This is a genomic window from Faecalimonas umbilicata, from assembly GCF_042846195.1.
Taxonomy (GTDB): Bacteria; Bacillota; Clostridia; order Lachnospirales; family Lachnospiraceae; genus Faecalimonas; species Faecalimonas umbilicata.
This window is the reverse complement of sequence record NZ_AP031411.1, coordinates 923624-941822: the sequence shown is the minus strand read 5'-3', so window position 1 is coordinate 941822 and position 18199 is coordinate 923624. Positions and strand designations below refer to the sequence as shown.

Here is an 18199-nt window from a genome sequence, read left to right as displayed (position 1 = left end):
TGATCTCTTTGATTTCATAAACAATGTGTTCTTTCAAACACAAATAGGAGACCGTATTTTTACGATCTCCCGTTTGTTTTCTTTTTATTCTTGATTTTCTGTTTTCTTCTTGATCACCATCAATGTAACGATCATCAATCCGATTCCAACCGGGAGTGCTATCCATGCACTCTGTACAAATCCGGCAATAATATACGTCACAAAAGAGACCAGTGCCGCCGTAATGACATACGGAAGCTGTGTCGATACATGGGTAACATGATCACACTGCGCACCGGCAGATGCCATGATCGTCGTATCTGAAATCGGAGAACAGTGATCTCCGCATACCGCTCCTGCCATACATGCAGAGATGGAAATGATCATCAAAGTCTCGTTTGTCTCTGCAAAAATCGCAACGACAATCGGAATCAAAATTCCAAAAGTTCCCCAGGAAGTTCCCGTGGCAAATGCCAAAAAGCATCCGATCAGGAAAATGATCGCCGGAAGGAAGTTCATCAATCCTTCCGCAAACTGATTCACACCCATTGCAACAAACGCTGCCGCTCCGAGACTGTCTGTCATCGCTTTCAAGGTCCATGCAAATGTCAGGATCATAATTGCCGGAACCATCGCCTTAAACCCTTCCGGAATGCATTCCATACACTCTTTAAAAGTCAAAACCTTCCGGACACAGTACAGCCCAATCGTAAGAACGAGGCCAAAGAAGCTTCCGAGGACAAGTCCCACCGACGCGTCACTGTTCGAGAACGCTGTTACAAAATCAACCCCGTCAAAAAATCCTCCGGTATAGATCATCCCAATTACACAGCAAACGATCAGGGATGCAATCGGAATCAGAAGATCTGTCACTTTCCCATTTTCATTGACAGGAATTTCCTCCCCACTCTCGTAAGGTCTGTTCGCAGTTGTAAAGATATCTCCTTTTACTGCATTTTTCTCATGTGTCCGCATTGTCCCAAAATCAAATTTCATCACAACAATCGCAATCATCATCAGAATCGTCAATAGTGCATAAAAATTGTACGGAATTGCCCTCATAAAGATGGAAAAACCATCTTCTCCCTCTACAAATCCCGTCACCGCTGCTGCCCAGGAAGAAATCGGAGCAATAATACAGATCGGAGCTGCAGTTGCATCAATCAGATAAGATAACTTTGCTCTCGACACCTGATGTCTGTCTGTCACAGGCTGCATCACGCTTCCGACTGTAAGACAATTAAAATAATCATCGATAAATATCAACATTCCCAGCGCAATCGTTGCAAGTTGTGCACCGACACGAGTTTTTATTCTCTTTCCAGCCCACTTTCCAAATGCCGCAGATCCTCCTGCCCGGTTCATCAGGCTGACCATCGCTCCCAGTATGATCAGGAATACAAGAATTCCTACATTATAACTGTTCGACAGCACACTGATGATTCCTCCCTTGAAAATGTGGACAATAGTTCCCTCAAATGAAAAGTCTGAATAAAACATCGCCCCCACAAGAATTCCTACAAACAGTGAACTATAAACTTCTTTCGTGATCAAAGCCAATGCAATGGCCACCACCGGGGGAATCAATGCCCAAAATGTTGCATACATCTTCGGCTGTGCCGCCTCCCCATCCGCTGCAAATACCGTCATTGACAGCAATAGTGTAAACATAAACACAAACGCCGCCACACTCCATATTTTTTTCTTTGAAATGTGCATAAAAGTTCTCCTTTCTCTCTAATCCTTTAAAATAATTTCAAATTTGTTTTTAGAAAAAGAAAACCATGAACGACAACTTGCTAAAGCGCGTTCATGGCAAAAACCTTCTAACTCATCTCTGTTTTATTTCAGCCAACGATAGCACTCCACATGTCTGTGACAGTCCACTGCATATTCTGCAGTGACCCAGATCCTGCTCCCCGGACGAAAGAACAGTTCTTCGGCAATTCATCCTTTCCGGTACATCGGTCGTCCACCGTGTTCTCATGTACCGTACTGATAATCCTTGCACCTCTATCTCTTGTCATTCAATTCTCTTTTCAAACAGCATTTAGTATAGCACAATTTTCCTAAAATAGGAATTGCTACTTTTACTATTTTTTCTTCTGTCCTTTTTCTTTTTTTGTATACTTTCTGCAAAAAGGGATACTCCATTTCTGAAGTATCCCTTTTCCATGACTTTATTCTCTTTCGAAAAACATTATTGTCTGTTCTATTCAGCGTCGCTTCCATAGAGAGTTACAAGTTTGTTCAAGTATGCATATCTCTCTTTTGCTGCTTCTTCTGATTTCGCAAATAATTCTTCTGCTCTTTCTGGGTTCATTCTTGCCAATGCATTGTAACGAACTTCTCCATTTAAGAATTCTCTGTAATCTTCTGTTGGAGCCTTGCTGTCGAGAGTGAATTTATTTCCTTCTGCAGCTGGGTTGAAGCGGAAGTTGTGCCAGTATCCTGATTTTACTGCTAACTCTTCTTCTGTCTGAGCTTTGTTCATACCCTTCTTAATACCATGGTTGATACATGGAGCGTAAGCAATAATTAAAGATGGTCCTGGATAAGCTTCTGCTTCTGCAATCGCTTTTACAGTCTGATTGAAATCAGCTCCCATAGCAATCTGTGCTACATATACATATCCGTAGCTCATTGCAATGCTTGCCATATCTTTCTTCTTCACTTCTTTACCGCCTGCTGCGAACTGAGCAATCGCACCTGTCGGTGTAGATTTTGAAGATTGTCCACCTGTATTAGAGTAAACTTCTGTATCGAATACCATAATGTTGATATCCTGTCCGGAAGCTAATACATGGTCAACTCCACCGAATCCGATATCGTAAGCCCATCCGTCTCCACCGAAGATCCACTGTGATTTTTTAGCTAAGAAGTCTTTGTTCTGTAAGATTTCTTTTCTCAATTCACATCCACAGTCACAAGCTTCTAATGCTGCAACAAGGTTATCTGTTGCTGTTCCGTTTGTAGCTCCACAGTTAAATGTCTCTAACCATTCTTTTCCTGCTGCAACAACTGCTTCATTGTCTCCGCTCTCTACTAACTTCTCAACTTTTGCTTTTAAGCCGTTTCTTAAAGCTTTCTGAGCTAATAACATACCGTAACCGAACTCTGCATTATCCTCAAATAAAGAGTTAGACCATGCAGGACCCTGTCCTTTTTCGTTTACTGTGTATGGTGTAGACGGTGAAGAGTTACCCCAGATTGAAGAACATCCAGTTGCATTCGCGATGTACATTCTATCACCGAATAACTGTGTGATTAATTTTGCATAAGGAGTCTCTCCACAACCTGCACAAGCTCCTGAGAACTCAAGTAATGGCTGTTTGAACTGGCTTCCTTTTACTGTTGTTTCTTTAAATTTAGCAACTACTTCTGGTTTTACCGGAATCTCTCTTCCGAAATCGAAGTATTCCTGTTTTCCAGCATTTGCTTCCATGTTTTCCATTACAAGAGCTTTCTCACCCTTCTTACCTGGACATACATTTGCACAAGAGCCACATCCTGTACAGTCATAAGCAGATACTGTCATTGTAAATTTCATTCCCGGCATACCGATCATATCGATTGTCTCGATTCCTTCTGGAGCTTTTGAAAGTTCCTCTTCTGTAAGAGCAACCGGACGGATAACTGCATGTGGACATACATATGCACAACGGTTACACTGGATACAGTTTTCTGGTTTCCATACCGGAATATCTACTGCAATACCACGTTTCTCGTATGCAGAAGAACCTGATGGTGTAGAACCATCTACGTATTCTGTGAATGCAGATACCGGAAGTGTATTTCCTTCCTGAGCATTTACTTTTGCCTGGATATTCTTAACGAAGTCAACAACTTCTTTTCTTCCACCTTTTACTTCTGGTGTAAATAAGCCTTCGTCCTCTGCGTTCTTCCAGCTTTCTGGAACCTGAACTTCTACAACCTGTTTTGCACCTGCATCGATCGCATCGTAGTTCATCTGTACGATCTTGTCACCTTTCTTACCGTAAGATGCTTTTGCAGCTGCTTTCATTAATTCGATTGCATGTTCTTCCGGAATGATATTAGCAAGTTTGAAGAATGCTGACTGGAGAACTGTGTTGATACGTCCGCCAAGTCCGATTTCTTTACCAATCTTGATACCATCGATCACATAGAACTTAATGTTGTGATTTGCGATAAATGCTTTCACCTGTCCTGGAAGATGTTTCTCAAGTCCTTCCATATCCCATGGACAGTTCAGTAAGAATGTACCACCGTCAACTAATTCCTGTACCATGTTGTACTTATTCACATAAGACGGATTGTGACATGCTACAAAGTTAGCCTGTTTGATCAGGTATGTAGATTTGATCGGGCTCTTACCAAAACGTAAGTGAGACATTGTCACACCGCCTGATTTCTTAGAGTCGTAATCAAAATATGCCTGTGCGTACATATCTGTGTTGTCACCGATAATCTTGATAGAGTTTTTGTTTGCTCCAACAGTACCATCTGCTCCAAGTCCCCAGAACTTACAGTTGATTGTTCCTTCTGGTGTTGTAACTAACGGAGCACCTACTTCTAATGATAAGTTTGTAACGTCATCCACGATACCGATTGTGAATTTCTGTTTTTCTGTGTTGTCATATACAGCAACAATCTGAGCAGGTGTTGTATCTTTGGAGCCTAATCCATAACGTCCTGTAAATACAGGTACTGCATCAAATTTTGTTCCTTTTAAAGATGCAACTACGTCTAAGTATAATGGTTCTCCAAGCGCTCCCGGCTCTTTTGTTCTATCTAATACTGTGATCTGTTTTACAGATTCTGGAATTGCATTGATCAGAGCTTCTGCAGAGAATGGTCTGTAAAGACGAACTTTTACAACACCAACTTTTCTTCCTGCTGCTAATAAGTAATCAACTGTCTCATCGATTGTATCACATACAGATCCCATAGCGATGATTACATGTTCTGCATCTTCTGCTCCATGGTAGTTGAATAATTTGTAGTTTGTACCAATCTTCTCATTGACTTTGTCCATGTATTCCTGAACGATTGCCGGCATAGCATCGTAGAATGGGTTACATGCCTCTCTTGCCTGGAAGAAGATATCCGGGTTCTGAGCAGAACCTCTCTGGCATGGGTGATTTGGGTTCAGTGCATGTGCTCTGAATTCAGCAATTGCATCCATGTCTGCCATATCTTTTAAGTCTTCATAATCCCATGTCTCAATCTTCTGAATCTCGTGAGATGTTCTAAATCCATCGAAGAAGTTGATAAACGGAATCTTTCCTTTGATTGCTGCAAGGTGAGCAACCGGTGTCAAGTCCATAACTTCCTGTACACTTGATTCACAAAGCATAGCACATCCTGTTTGACGACATGCATAAACGTCTGAGTGATCACCAAAGATTGATAATGCATGGCTTGCTAAAGCACGGGCAGAAACATTGAATACACCCGGTAACTGCTCACCAGCGATTTTGTATAAGTTAGGAATCATAAGTAATAATCCCTGAGATGCTGTGTATGTAGTTGTCAAAGCACCTGCTGCGAGGGAACCGTGTACTGTACCTGCTGCACCTGCCTCTGATTGCATTTCTGTTACCTGAACTGTCTGTCCAAAAATATTCGTTCTACCTTGAGTAGCCCATTCATCTGTAGCTTCCGCCATAACTGATGAAGGTGTGATAGGATAAATAGCTGCAACATCTGTAAATGCATAAGAAGCATGAGCTGCTGCGTGATTACCATCCATGGTCTTCATTTTTCTTGCCATTGGTTTTTTTCCTCCTTCAAATTCTAGGTTTTTTCCTATTTATTCATATTATATTCCTCTTGTATACAAAAGTCCAGTAGGAATTTGTTCCTTTTAAAATACAAGAGAATTTTCCCAAAAAACTCCCCACCTTCCACAGCTTTTCTTTGCCGTTTCCGGTGAGGAGTTTTTCTCTCACAATCTATTCTGTTAATGTCTCTCTGTCTCACACTCTCTGCGGAGCTGTCTTCTTTTTTCCATCTGTTTCTTTCGCTCGACTTCTTTTCTAAAATGTATGATCAGCACAATGCTTACCGCCGCTGAAACAACTGCAAAAATCAGTGAAACCGGAAGATTTCCAAAAGGAAGATGGAGTTTGTCCACACGGAGTGCCTCAATCCATGTACGCCCGATTCCATATAATGCTATGTAGATTAAAAACAGTTCCCCTTCAAACATTTTTTTCTTATAATAGAGAAGCACAAGTACAAGAATCAGAAGGTTCCATACCATCTCATACAAAAATGCAGGATGTACCTGAATATAAGAAATCCCTTCCAGTTCTACGATATGTTCCCGCATCTTTTCTGTAATATCGGCGGTCCGCACAGCATCGACCGGAAGCTGCATTGCAAAAAGTCCATCTGTATATCCGCCAAAAGATTCTCTGTTAAAGAAATTACCGAATCGCCCGATAATCTGTCCTGCAATCAGACCAACAGTTGCCGTATCTAACAGACGCATCGGTTTTTCCCGCTTCCGTTTCGCATAGAAAACTGTAAAAAGTACCGCTGCCATCAAGGCACCATAAAATGCAAGTCCTCCCTGCCTCAAATTGAAAATACGAAAGAAATGTCCTTGATACCTGTCCCACGAAAACAGAACATAATAGAGTCTTGCCCCGACAACACCCCAAAGCACCGTCCCAATCACAAGATCTAAATAATGCTCAATATTTTGTCTGCTCTTTACTGCAAAATAAATCGTAATAAAAATCCCCGCGACAAGCGCCAGACCTATCAGTATTCCATAGTATGTAATATGAAACCCCAAAATGGATATGGACCGACCCACATGTTCCAGTTCGATTCCCAAATGCGGAAAATTGATATTCATATTCATACTACCTCTCCCTTCTCTGGCTTTCTACACGTTGAAACGGAATAAAATAATGTCACCGTCCTGAACAACATATTCTTTTCCTTCCAGACGGACAAGCCCTTTCTCTTTCGCGTTCGTATAAGTACCACATGCCATCAGATCATCATAGCTTACGATCTCCGCACGGATGAATCCACGTTCAAAATCTGAATGAATCTTTCCTGCTGCTTGTGGAGCTTTGGTTCCTTTTGTGATCGTCCATGCTTTGACTTCCTGTTCTCCAGCTGTCAGGTAACTTAAAAGTCCAAGGAGGCTATAGCTTGCACGAATTAATTTTTCCAAACCTGATTCGCTCAGTCCAAGATCTTCTAAAAACATTTTCTTCTCATCGTCATCCAACTCTGCGATTTCCTGCTCGATCTGTGCACATACAACAAACACTTCACAGTGCTCTTTCTCTGCATATGCTCTGACCTCTGCCACACCGGAATTGTCTGCACCGTCATTTGCAAGATCATCTTCTGTCACATTTGCCGCAAAAATTACTGGTTTATAAGTCAACAGATTATAACTTTCCAGCCATTCCTGCTCTTCCTCATCTTCAGTCGTAAAGCTGCGTGCCATATTTCCTTCTTCGAGATATCCTTTCAGCCGCTCTAACAATACAAGTTCTTTTGCCGCTGACTTGTCATTTCTCGCAACTTTTGTCGTCTTTGCGATACGTCTCTCTAAAATCTCAATGTCTGAGAAAATCAACTCTAGATTGATCGTCTCAATATCTCGAAGCGGAGCAATACTTCCATCTACATGTACAATATTCTCGTCTTCAAAACATCTCACAACATGAACGATTGCATCTACCTCACGGATATTTGCAAGAAACTGATTTCCAAGACCTTCTCCTTTGGAAGCTCCCTTCACCAAACCTGCAATGTCTACAAATTCAATCGTTGCCGGAACAATCTTCTTTGTATGGTACATCTCCCCAAGCACTTCCAGACGCTCATCCGGCACTGCAACAACGCCGACATTCGGATCGATCGTGCAGAATGGGTAGTTTGCTGACTCTGCCCCTGCCTTTGTCAATGAGTTAAATAATGTACTTTTCCCTACGTTCGGCAATCCAACGATACCTAGTTTCATTTCTTCTATTTCCTCCTATAAATCCTTAGATTTCAAGGGATTTCAGCATACTTACTTTAACAGGTGGGCCATTTAGTGGGCCATCATATTGCCATAAGCGCTTCTGCTACCAAATCAATTTCTTTTTTCTTTTCTTCTTCGGTAGTATGAACATATAAGTTCATGGTAATTCCAATATTTGAATGGCCCAGTAGCATTTGAAGTGTTTTGGGCTTCATACCTGCTTCAATACATCTAGTAGCAAATGTATGTCTCAAAATATGCATTGAAAATCTAGGAATCTGTGCTTTGTCACAAATCTTAAACAATGCCGTATCATATGTACTGTTCTTAACTGGTGTCCCCTTTCTGCACAGAAACACAAACTCTTCCCATTCTTTTGAAATTTCTGAAATCCACTTATTCTTTTCTTTTTGTTTATTCAGTATAGCAACCGCTTCTTCTGTTAAAGGTATCGTACGATAACCTGATTTACTCTTTGGTTCTCCAATACACCACTCTTTTACACTATAACGGTATTCCATACTCCTGCGAATCTGAATTGTTTTAGATTCAAAGTCAATATCTTCCCATTTCAATCCAACTAATTCGCCTGTCCTCAATCCGGTTTGAAGAATAAATCGATACTGATTTTCATAACTCTGCCCTTCTGCATATCTCAAAAATATTTTTTGCACATCTCTTTCTAATGCAACTTTCTTCTCCGAAGGTTTTCCCATATCACTCTTTACTGACCTTTTACAGGGATTCGTTCGTAATACTTCATTTTCTTTTGCATATTCAAGCATATTATATAATGTAATTCTTGCTTGATAAATCGTAGACGTACGATAGCCTTGATCCGCCATATCATAAAATATCTTTTGACAATGTAGAGGTTTCACATCTGATAATAACATTTTCCCAATCAATGGTTTAATATTTCTTACATATCTCTCTGTATAATTACGAACCGTATTCGGACGGACTGTTTTCTTCTTTATTCCAATCCAATAATCAAACCAATGATCCACCAACATATCAGATGGCATTGAAATATCACTATGTTCATCTACATAAATCGCATCTGCAAGCCAAGTTCTACACTCTTGTAGCTTTTTGAATCGTTTATGCTTTCTCTTTCCAAACCGATCTACAAATCTTGCGGAGTATAATCCTGTACTTTCCTGTGATATACCCACACCAAGTTCTTTGCCTTTTAAATCTTTTCCCATATTTTAGCTCCTTTCAAAGAAGCCCTAATACAGTACTTTATATTATACCATACCATTTTATCTTTGTGAATATTCAATTTCCATCTCATCTCCTATCTCTTAAATCTCTATATTTTCCGAAATAAATCTTTCAAATTCTTTTCTCTTTACAAGTTTTTTAGCTCCTACATAAAGTACAAATGGGCATCGTGGTTCTTTTAACAAATTACTAATTCTATTTTGTCCAATATTACTATATTCAGCTGCCTCTTCAATTGTAAGAGCCACCTTTTCATAAATCGGTACATATGGTTTATTCATAATATCCTTTCCCTGTTTTTACGTGCATAGCATAAATTTCACCTCGCAATACACACGACCATTTTTTGAAATAAATGGTAAATATCTTTGACATTGGCGGCTGGCAAAGGTATCTATAAAAACTGCCAATGCCAAAGTAGTTTTTTTGCCAATATCATCTTTTATTCTGTGATTAACGCAACTGTTTTTCTTCCCTGACACCAGTCGTAGCTCAATCTGTTTTCCAGCTGCTTTCTTGCATCTCTTCCTGTTCTAGAAGAAATCCCATAGGCTAGTAGTTCTGCCTCTAATTCTTCTAAACACATTACTTTCCGTTTGGTTAATAACTCCAGGATCAATTTCTGTGCCTTTTCCAGTTTCGTTTCCTTTTTCGTTCCTGCTTTCCCCATCAGCAGATCTTCAATGGATATATCGTATTCCCCTAACCAGGTTAAGCCTTCTTCTCCTAAAGAAAATGCTACCGGATTTTCTTTTTTAGCAAGAGAATCCTTTTGCTGATATACCACTCGGATATCCTGTTCCTTCTCTTTTTCCACCTTTTCTACAAATAAGATGCTTCGTACTGCCGCTGCGATATCAATGGATCCCAGGGAACGGTAATCACTCTGACTTCCCGACGACTTATTCAAATGTCCAATGAGAACAATGGCACATCCAGTTCTCTCTGCAATCGTACTGAGATGTCGAAATAAGGGACGGATCTCATTTGCCCGGTTCATATCCACATTGGCTCCCAGATAAGCCTGTATGGGATCCATGATCATGAGTCGTACATTATTCTGTCGGATGGCTTTTTCAATCCGATCGTCCGTCATAGAAAGCTGTTTTTCTTCTTCATTGATGAATCGTACCCTTGTCATATCTGCACCACATTTTGCTAATCTGGGTTTAATGGTATCTGCAATCCCATCCTCTGCTGTTTGATACAACACATTAAAGGGTTCTATCGGAAGTGCATTGGGAAGTTCCTTTCCGTTGGTACAGTATGCGGCAATTGCCATTGCAAGCCATGTTTTTCCTTTTCCCGGATTCCCTTGGATCAAAGTAACCTTTCCAAAGGGAATGAAGGGATACCATAACCACTGGACCACCGTTTCCTCAACCTCCGACATTTTCATGACCGGAACTGGTTTTTCCCTGGCATCTCTCCAACACATCTGCTTTGCCATATTTTCTACTGGAACTTCTGCTACTAGACATTCATTCCAGTCTTTCTTCACCGGTTCTAATCGGTACACACTCAGTTCCTTCGGAATAAGAGAAACAAACTGCCTGCATCTCTCATTTCCAGGCTCATCATTATCCAGACACAAGTAGATGGAATGAATATGAGGATATTCTGTATACATCCGTTTCATTGCTTTTTCACTCAATCCGCCCAGAGAAATATAACTATGCTTTCCCCAGTCTTCCGGAACTGCAGTGATATAAGACAAAAGATCAATGGGGGATTCAAACACAAACAGTTTTTCATCCGTTCCTATATGGCCAAATCCATAGGCTTTTTCCGAACCTCTTGCCTCCCCACGATATCGGTTCTCATCGGTTCCCCGCATAGCTGCATATCTAGGATTCTGTTCTTTGTCTCTTCCGACGAATACCACATTGTGATAGTTTTTACTTTCATAAATATCCCCCTTTGCAATCATCTGATCTATCAGCCATTCCGATAGTTTCCTCTGCTCAATGAGATACTTCCTTGCAATCTCACAGCTTTCATTTCTTTCTGGCAATTCCAATCCAGGCAAGGGGATGGGGCAGACCTTCTGTCTGCCTGCATCTTCCTTGGCCGTTCTTCTGTTGGTTTCTCCAACTCCCTCTTCTCCTAATAATTCTTTGACTGCCTCTGCAAAAGAAAGACCGTAAAATTCTTTCATAAAATCAATGGCATGACCACCTTTATTCTGACTAAAACGATACCATTCGTTCTTGTTGATCATCACACTGTCATGTCGCAACCATCGGTATTCCTTCCCACATCGTTTGAACTGTTCTCCTCTCCCAGAAAGAAAAACATATAAATCAGTATCATCTGCTCTTTGAATCTGTTCTCTTGTATATTCTTCCATCTTCTAAAATTCCTCCTATAACTCCATTCCATGATGTTTCTTCTTTCGTTTCATGGTTCTCACTGCTTCTTTTGTTTCTGTGGATTGCTCCCGTTTGTTTGTTTCTGGAAGAGAGACACCTTCTCCTTCCTCTGCCATCAAAGCTTCCACATGATTTTTGATTCCCTCATACTTTCGTAACATGGCATGGATCCGTTTATCTTCTTTTCGTAAAGCAGCTATCTCTTCTGATAAACGAGCGGCTTCTCGTTTCCATTGTCCTTCCGGAATCTTCCCACTTGGGTCTAGATTTTCTTTTAAGATTCTTTCCGAACGATAATATCCGCTAAGTTCCTTCTTATGTTCCTCTTTGAATTTTTCCCTGCCAAAATATTTGTTCTTTAATTCCAGATAAACAGGTCTTGTTTCAAAATACTCTTTCATTGCATAAAGATTGCTGTTGACACTTCGCAAAGCAGACAGTTGTTGATTCAACCGCTGACTCACCTCATTCAGCTGTATATCTAATTCCTGGATTTTCTCTGTCAGCTGTTCTGGGGTTCTCACATCCTGCTCTTCCAGAAAGCGGATCGTCTCTGCAAATTGTTTCAGATTTGTATTCTTCGCCTTTTGTGTTCCATAAGCGTAGGATTCTGCGACTGCATTTTTCTTGTCATAATAGTTTCTTAGATAATCCGCTAAGGTTGGCTGATGGAAGAACACCATCCGTTCCATCAACTGGCTTTGTCGAAGCAAAGACCATTGAAGAAGATTCTTTGCCCGTTCTTTCATATCATTTAAGGCTCGGATGAGTCGGTTTAAACTTCCCAATGCGGTTGAAATTCCTCTTGCTTCCATTGCCTGTACGTTCGGTCCTTCATGCACCATCGGGATCTTATCAATCCCCCGTTCCTCATAAGATCTGGCATCGACTCTTTCTGTAAGTCCTTTTTCTTCATACAGTTCATTGCACATCCTCGCCCAGGCACTTCTCAATTCTTCCAAAGTTTCTTTCCTGCTCCAATCCGTTGTATGCACTGCCCGAAACACCGGCTGTCCTTTCTGATTCAAAACTGGCTGTCCATCCGGTGTCAGTACTGGAACCTTTTTTTGTTTTTGTCCCCAGGTACCATCTTCCTGTAAAGGGCGGATGGGAACCATGATGTGCATATGGGGATTGGGAATTTTATCCTTTCCCTTCTTCGGATCATGGATTGCCAGATCAGCGATCATTCCTCTTGCCACCAATTGTTCTTCCACAAATCTTCTTGCAAGCTCAATATTTTCTTCCATGGAAAACTCATTCATCAAGGCAATATCAAAGCTGTGTGCCAGCTGTGCTTTCTTATTCCCTTCAATCCATTCCACCTCATTCCAAAGGGTCTCCCTGTCTTTGAGTCTCTCCGGAGCCTGTTTAGGAAAATGGATCTCCGCTAATACCACACCGCCTTTTCTCGTATAATCACTTACTTCTCCATAATACGTACATTCCAGTTTTGCACCGGCTCGATAAGCAGCACTGGCAATGGCAGACTGTCCTTTTCCTCTGGATAATTGATTCAGATGAAAGTGATAACATCCCATCTTACTCATCTCCCTGTGGCAGTTCACCTCGCTTCATCGCCTTTAATAGTGCTTCCTCTTCTGCTAATTCTCGTTCTTTTACTTCTGCAGTTTCCGCCCGTCCACGAACCATTTCATGAACGACATCACAAAACTTACAAGCGGGATCATGAAGAAGTTCATCCATCAGCTGATAAAATTCCGCCTCTGTCAGATATTTGGTATCTTTACAGATAGCTTCTATGGCTGCTCCTTTCTGGATCAACAGATGAGTTCGTGCCTTTCGTTTTTTCTTTTTCTGTGTATCCAGATAATTCAAGGATCTCTGGATCCTGTGTTCTGCCTGTTCCTTCTCAAGCTTTGCCTGTTTCAATGCAGCTTCTGTTTTTTCAATCTCATAAAGTGCTTCCTGGGTATATTCCTGAAATGTTTTCTTCTTCGCCATATCGTTCTTTTCCTCCTTTTTCAACTCTTCCATTTTCTCTGTTACGGGATAGGCATTTCTGCCGGAAGGGGAACCCTTCTTCGGATGGATCACCCGCCAACACTTTCGGAATTCCCCTTCAGAAAGATGCTACTTCCGTAGGACGCACATACCTTTTAAGGTATATAAGTGCGCTCTTCTGCTTTCAGCATCCGAGTTTTTCTTACTCAAACGGAAGTTCTTCTCCGTCTGGAAGATGCATAAATCCATCTGGATCGGTATCTTCTTTCTTTTCTGATCCTGACAGTTTCTTCCCTTCTGCGAAATAATGTTCTTCTACAATCACGTTGGTGGCATAAACTTTATTCCCCTCCTGATTCACATAGCTTCCTGTCTGGATCCGTCCGCTTACTAAAATCTTCAAACCTTTTTTCAGATATTGTTCTGCAAACTCAGCATTCTTCCCAAAGGTAACACAGGAAATAAAATCTGTTTCTGCCTTTCCATCCTTTCGATATCGTCTGTCTACTGCCAGCGTGTATCGTGCCATAGCAGTACTATTTTCATCCTGGAGATATTTCACCTCCGGATCTTTTGTCAGTCTTCCCATTAAGATTGTTTTGTTCATGTAATTTCTCCTTTCTCTTTTCGTTTTTTTCTTTGTTCTTGAATCAGGCCCGATTCTTTTAAGGCAAATGTAATTTGTTCCTCATATATCAGAACGTAGAGAGGGATTTTTACAAATAAAAAAGGAATTTTATTTTTTTGCCCTCATATAACGAAAGGCTCAGAGGGGAAAATACAGGGTGGAAAAGGAAATTTTTTATTTTTCTGCACAAAAAAATACCCCTATGACTTCAAAATCGAAATCATAGGGGCATTTAGCTCAACCTACTTAGTAGAGTGTTTTATATTTTGTTTTCCATACATCATTACAGTGTTCCTCAGTTATGTCAACTAGAATTTTTCGAAGTTTATTTTACACTGTTAATTGCTATAAATTCATCCCACAATTCATCATAATTATTAAACTCATAAAATGTATCCTCAATTATAAAATATTTCCCCGGACTAATTGTCAGTGTTTTATCGGTTGCAAAATAGATTGTATAATAAGCAACAGCTCCATTTGATAATGCTTTATTTTCATCTACTTTGTCGCCAAGTTTCACTTGATTCAATAGATCTACAAACTCAACAACTTCATTATCTGAAAAAGAATACGAATAATCACCATCTATCCCACCTGTAGTTCCTATACATTCAATTTTTTTTATTTCTGACACATCAATGGTTTCTAAATCGATATTCACATCTTGTTTTCCGCATCCTAACAATGTACTTGTTAGAAAAATAAGTATGAACAAAACTATTCCAATTTTTTTCATTCACATGTTCCTCCCTTTACATTTCAGTTTGACAACTTTCAATTTGTCTCACTAATGTAATTATACCTTACTTTTCTACATAGTGAAGAAAAAGCAAGCCATACCTTATACAGACATACATGAAATCAGTCGAATAATAACAGTATTAAATTTGTGACAGACATGAAGCATATCTATCATATCTGTTACCTTGCTAGTATCAAAACTACTAATATTCAATTATCTATCCCTTCTCGTAAACAAAGAAATACTATTGATAGCCACTGAAACCACAGTAAGGAACCACAATATATTCGAAGTGATTGGAACCACATCCATCAAAGCACTCCAATCTTCAACCAAAATCCAATGGGCCGCTTCAGCGTAAAAGGAACATAAGGTGAACACAGTAAATGATAAACTGCAAAATCTAAACCATTTTGCTTCTCGATTCCGTAATGTCCATATAACATTTAATATTGCAGTTATAATTGCAGTCATACCAAAAAAGAACCACTTAGCAAATCCGCCGACAAATGTGAATACTAACAAAAAAATGACTGAGACCATAAAAACACCTGTCAGTACCGAAAGGAGAATTATTACATGCTTTTTTTTACTCTTCTCAATTTCATTGTTGGCATATTCTATAATTTCATCTACAATTTTTTCATTATTTTCTTTACTCATTGTTGCTACCTCCAGTTAATAAATCATATAGACTTACCCCTAGTATTTCTGAAAGGGGAATTAAAATTGTTATATCAGGGAAAGAGAGTCCCGTTTCCCTTAGTTAAAGATATGAACCCTCTTTATCAGTCTACTTTTCCAATAAATCGGTAATATATCTCAATTTCCTGTATTCTTTCGTTATCCTCATTCGTTGTTGCCTCGTGAATAAGGATTTTTTCTATCATTGCATTTAATAACGGTGCTGTCAGTTCCTTTGGTACGGAATACTCCTTGATTAACTCAATCCACTTTTCAGCACCTATCATATCCTGTTCCATTTTACTTAATTCTTCTCTTAGGTTGGTTATCTGCTGTTCCAGTTCTATCTGCTCCTTTTGATATTTCCCCGACAGCATAATGAAGTTTCGTTCTGTTATCTTCTCACAGGCTCTATCTTCATACATTTTCGCAAATAAACGGTCAATCTCATTTTGTCGGTTCTCAGCCTTCTTCAAAGCATTTGCCTTTTTCTTCTTTTCCCGTATTCGCTCTGCATTACCGACTTTCTGTATCTTATGCAATACCTTTTCTTCGTCCTGCTGTACTGCCTTAGCCCAATACTGCAATCGCTCCAATACAGCTTGATACAGCACATCATAGCGGATATAGTGCATAGAACAGTAACCTTTGCCAAACTGTCCGTAGAAACTGCAAGAATAATAACTGTAAGGCGTCTTATTTGCTTTATTTGTTGCAAATCTCATAGACCAGCCACAATCCGCACACTTGACAAGCCCTGCAAATATCGGCGTTGCCTTTTCCTTTGTCTGTCTACGCCTTGATTTTATCTGTTCCTGCACACGATAGAACACTTCCTTGTCAATAATCGGTTCATGCGTGTTTTCTACTCGAAACCATTCGCTTTCGGGCTTTCGTACTTTTTTCTTGCTTTTGAAAGAAACGGTTGATTGTCGATTATGAACGCTGTTTCCGATATAGACTTCACTTTTCAATATCGCCTTTACATGAGCAATCGTCCACTCATAACGCTTGCTTTCGGGCTTTCCCTCAAAGATATGAGCAAAAGTACCATACCTTGTAAAATTCAACCAAGACGCTGTCGGGACTTTTTCTTCTCGCAGTATTTTTGTGATTTTTGCACTACCGTAACCTTGATAGGCTAGGGAGAAGATTTTTTCAACAATCCATTTTGTTTCCTCATCAACCAGCAGTTTTCCTTTGATGTCGGGGTGTTTCTTATATCCTAACGGAGCATAAGCCCCATAATACGCACCCTCTGCAAATTTTGTCTTAAAGGCTGATTTCACTTTACGGCTCGTATCTCTTGCTACCCATTCATTGATGATGTTCTTAAATGGTGCAATCTCACTTTCGCCTTTTTCGCTGTCCACACCGTCGTCAATCGCTATGTAACGGACATTATGGCTAGGAAAATACAATTCTGTATATTGTCCTGTCATAATATAGTTTCTACCAAGTCGTGATAAGTCTTTTGTTACAACACAGTTGATTTTTCCTGCCTCTATATCCTCAATCATTCTTTGAAAACTCGGTCTTTCAAAATTTGTTCCCGACCAGCCGTCATCAATATATTCATCAATCACATTCAAATGATGTTCTTTTGCATATAGACGCAACATACTTCTTTGTGTGGTAATGCTGGAACTTTCGCCCTGTAATTCATCATCTCGGCTTAACCTAAGATAAAGTGCAGTATTGTAAATCTGTTGTTTCATTGTCAGTTATCCTCCTTTATAACTAACCCGTGTTTACAATACCTGCTTGCAAGTAAAGTATAACACGGGTGCTTTTTATCATTCAATCTATTTCTTACAACTGCACCGAATTTATGCGATTGTCTGCTTTGCCTTTTCAAGCATAACATCAGTCAGAAGTTCTTCCATTGTCTTTCCCTTTTCAGAAAAATGCTCTTTTACAACAATCTTTGTTTTTCCTCTGTTGCCAATGCCACGCTTATTATTTGTCTTTTCTTGCCTTGTTTTTACAATATCAGCAATAACACATCCCCCCCTTTCTGTAAAAATCTTTTCTAAACAATTCAATGGCATTTGTCATAGCCCACAGGAGTTCCACCTCTGCATAGTTCTTATGTAGCCGTACCCATTGCGTGCGACGCTCTGAACGCTCAAGCTGTGGCTGTACGGGAGTATCATTATCAGACAGGACAGGTCATGGCGATAAAAGAGGACAAATCTTTTACAGGAACACAAATAGGTTATCGCTCGCTTTTGCTGGAGAAAGGTCATGGCGTATCTGTTTCAACGGCTCGCTGTCTGTCTAAGGTATTGAATTGCTTTATTCAGTTGTCAAAGAACACAAAAGAAGAAAATCGTCTTTCCTATATATCGCGTTGGAAAAGAGCAAAAGCGTAACCAATATTCAAAACTTTTTTCTTTTCCTGTACCATATAGGGAAAGAAAGTGCCATTCTGCTAAGTTGCTGATGAAAAAACTTCTTTTCATACCCTAACTACCCATGCAACACCGTTATTGCCAACTATGGAATGAAAGATTTTCTTTGCTCCATATAGGGAACGGCAACTGCCAAAGGTTAAGTTGAGAATGAAAATATTTTCTTCTTTCACTCCATATAGGGAATGGAAACCTCGATTT

At 40.0% G+C, this 18199-nt stretch carries 15 protein-coding genes and 1 riboswitch; of the genes, 1 reads left to right on the top strand and 14 read right to left on the bottom strand.

The window, feature by feature from the left end:
• Positions 1 to 84: 84 nt before the first annotated feature.
• The 14 genes from ACGG81_RS04485 to ACGG81_RS04420 form a co-directional block, all read right to left on the bottom strand.
• Positions 85 to 1698 (bottom strand): Na+/H+ antiporter NhaC family protein, encoded by a 1614-nt coding sequence (locus ACGG81_RS04485; RefSeq protein WP_270196229.1) that lies wholly within the window; start codon positions 1696 to 1698, stop codon positions 85 to 87.
• Positions 1699 to 1829: 131 nt separating this feature from the next.
• Positions 1830 to 2003, bottom strand: a riboswitch (Lysine riboswitch).
• A gap of 188 nt (positions 2004 to 2191) precedes the next feature.
• Positions 2192 to 5734 carry a pyruvate:ferredoxin (flavodoxin) oxidoreductase gene (gene nifJ, locus ACGG81_RS04480; RefSeq protein ID WP_008976349.1) on the bottom strand — a complete coding sequence of 1181 codons (3543 nt, stop codon included), beginning with the start codon at positions 5732 to 5734 and terminating at the stop codon, positions 2192 to 2194.
• A 189-nt stretch (positions 5735 to 5923) separates the two neighbouring features.
• Positions 5924 to 6835: a prolipoprotein diacylglyceryl transferase gene (gene lgt / locus ACGG81_RS04475; RefSeq protein WP_320852204.1), complete on the bottom strand. Its 912-nt coding sequence runs from the start codon at positions 6833 to 6835 to the stop codon at positions 5924 to 5926.
• 24 nt (positions 6836 to 6859) lie between these two features.
• A complete protein-coding gene (gene ychF, locus ACGG81_RS04470; RefSeq protein WP_016439301.1) occupies positions 6860 to 7957 on the bottom strand; it encodes a redox-regulated ATPase YchF in 1098 nt (365 codons plus the stop codon).
• Positions 7958 to 8040: 83 nt separating this feature from the next.
• Positions 8041 to 9171, bottom strand: a complete 1131-nt coding sequence (locus ACGG81_RS04465; protein WP_390109815.1) for a tyrosine-type recombinase/integrase — start codon at positions 9169 to 9171, stop codon at positions 8041 to 8043.
• A gap of 99 nt (positions 9172 to 9270) precedes the next feature.
• Positions 9271 to 9471, bottom strand: coding sequence for an excisionase (locus ACGG81_RS04460; RefSeq protein WP_009262839.1), 201 nt, complete (start codon positions 9469 to 9471; stop codon positions 9271 to 9273).
• A 161-nt stretch (positions 9472 to 9632) separates the two neighbouring features.
• Positions 9633 to 11540, bottom strand: coding sequence for an AAA family ATPase (locus ACGG81_RS04455; protein ID WP_390109813.1), 1908 nt, complete (start codon positions 11538 to 11540; stop codon positions 9633 to 9635).
• A 15-nt stretch (positions 11541 to 11555) separates the two neighbouring features.
• On the bottom strand, positions 11556 to 13103 hold the full coding sequence (gene mobQ, locus ACGG81_RS04450) for a MobQ family relaxase (RefSeq protein ID WP_390109811.1): 1548 nt from the start codon (positions 13101 to 13103) through the stop codon (positions 11556 to 11558).
• Between the two features lies 1 nt (position 13104).
• Complete coding sequence (locus ACGG81_RS04445; RefSeq protein ID WP_119217053.1) at positions 13105 to 13527, bottom strand: DUF3847 domain-containing protein; 423 nt, start codon at positions 13525 to 13527, stop codon at positions 13105 to 13107.
• A 202-nt stretch (positions 13528 to 13729) separates the two neighbouring features.
• Complete coding sequence (locus tag ACGG81_RS04440; protein ID WP_009262843.1) at positions 13730 to 14134, bottom strand: single-stranded DNA-binding protein; 405 nt, start codon at positions 14132 to 14134, stop codon at positions 13730 to 13732.
• 346 nt (positions 14135 to 14480) lie between these two features.
• A complete protein-coding gene (locus tag ACGG81_RS04435) occupies positions 14481 to 14894 on the bottom strand; it encodes a hypothetical protein (RefSeq protein WP_390109808.1) in 414 nt (137 codons plus the stop codon).
• A 219-nt stretch (positions 14895 to 15113) separates the two neighbouring features.
• Entirely contained in the window at positions 15114 to 15563 is a 450-nt protein-coding gene (locus ACGG81_RS04430) for a hypothetical protein (RefSeq protein ID WP_009262845.1), read from the bottom strand.
• Positions 15564 to 15688: 125 nt separating this feature from the next.
• The gene (locus ACGG81_RS04425; protein WP_390109805.1) at positions 15689 to 17302 is read right to left on the bottom strand and encodes a recombinase family protein; all 1614 of its coding nucleotides are present in this window, start codon (positions 17300 to 17302) and stop codon (positions 15689 to 15691) included.
• Between the two features lie 111 nt (positions 17303 to 17413).
• Positions 17414 to 17629: a tRNA wybutosine-synthesizing protein 3-like protein gene (locus ACGG81_RS04420; RefSeq protein ID WP_302773301.1), complete on the bottom strand. Its 216-nt coding sequence runs from the start codon at positions 17627 to 17629 to the stop codon at positions 17414 to 17416.
• 129 nt (positions 17630 to 17758) lie between these two features.
• Between ACGG81_RS04420 and ACGG81_RS04415 the strand changes: the two genes are divergently transcribed.
• On the top strand, positions 17759 to 17959 hold the full coding sequence (locus ACGG81_RS04415; RefSeq protein ID WP_154266806.1) for a hypothetical protein: 201 nt from the start codon (positions 17759 to 17761) through the stop codon (positions 17957 to 17959).
• The last annotated feature ends 240 nt before the right edge of the window (positions 17960 to 18199 follow it).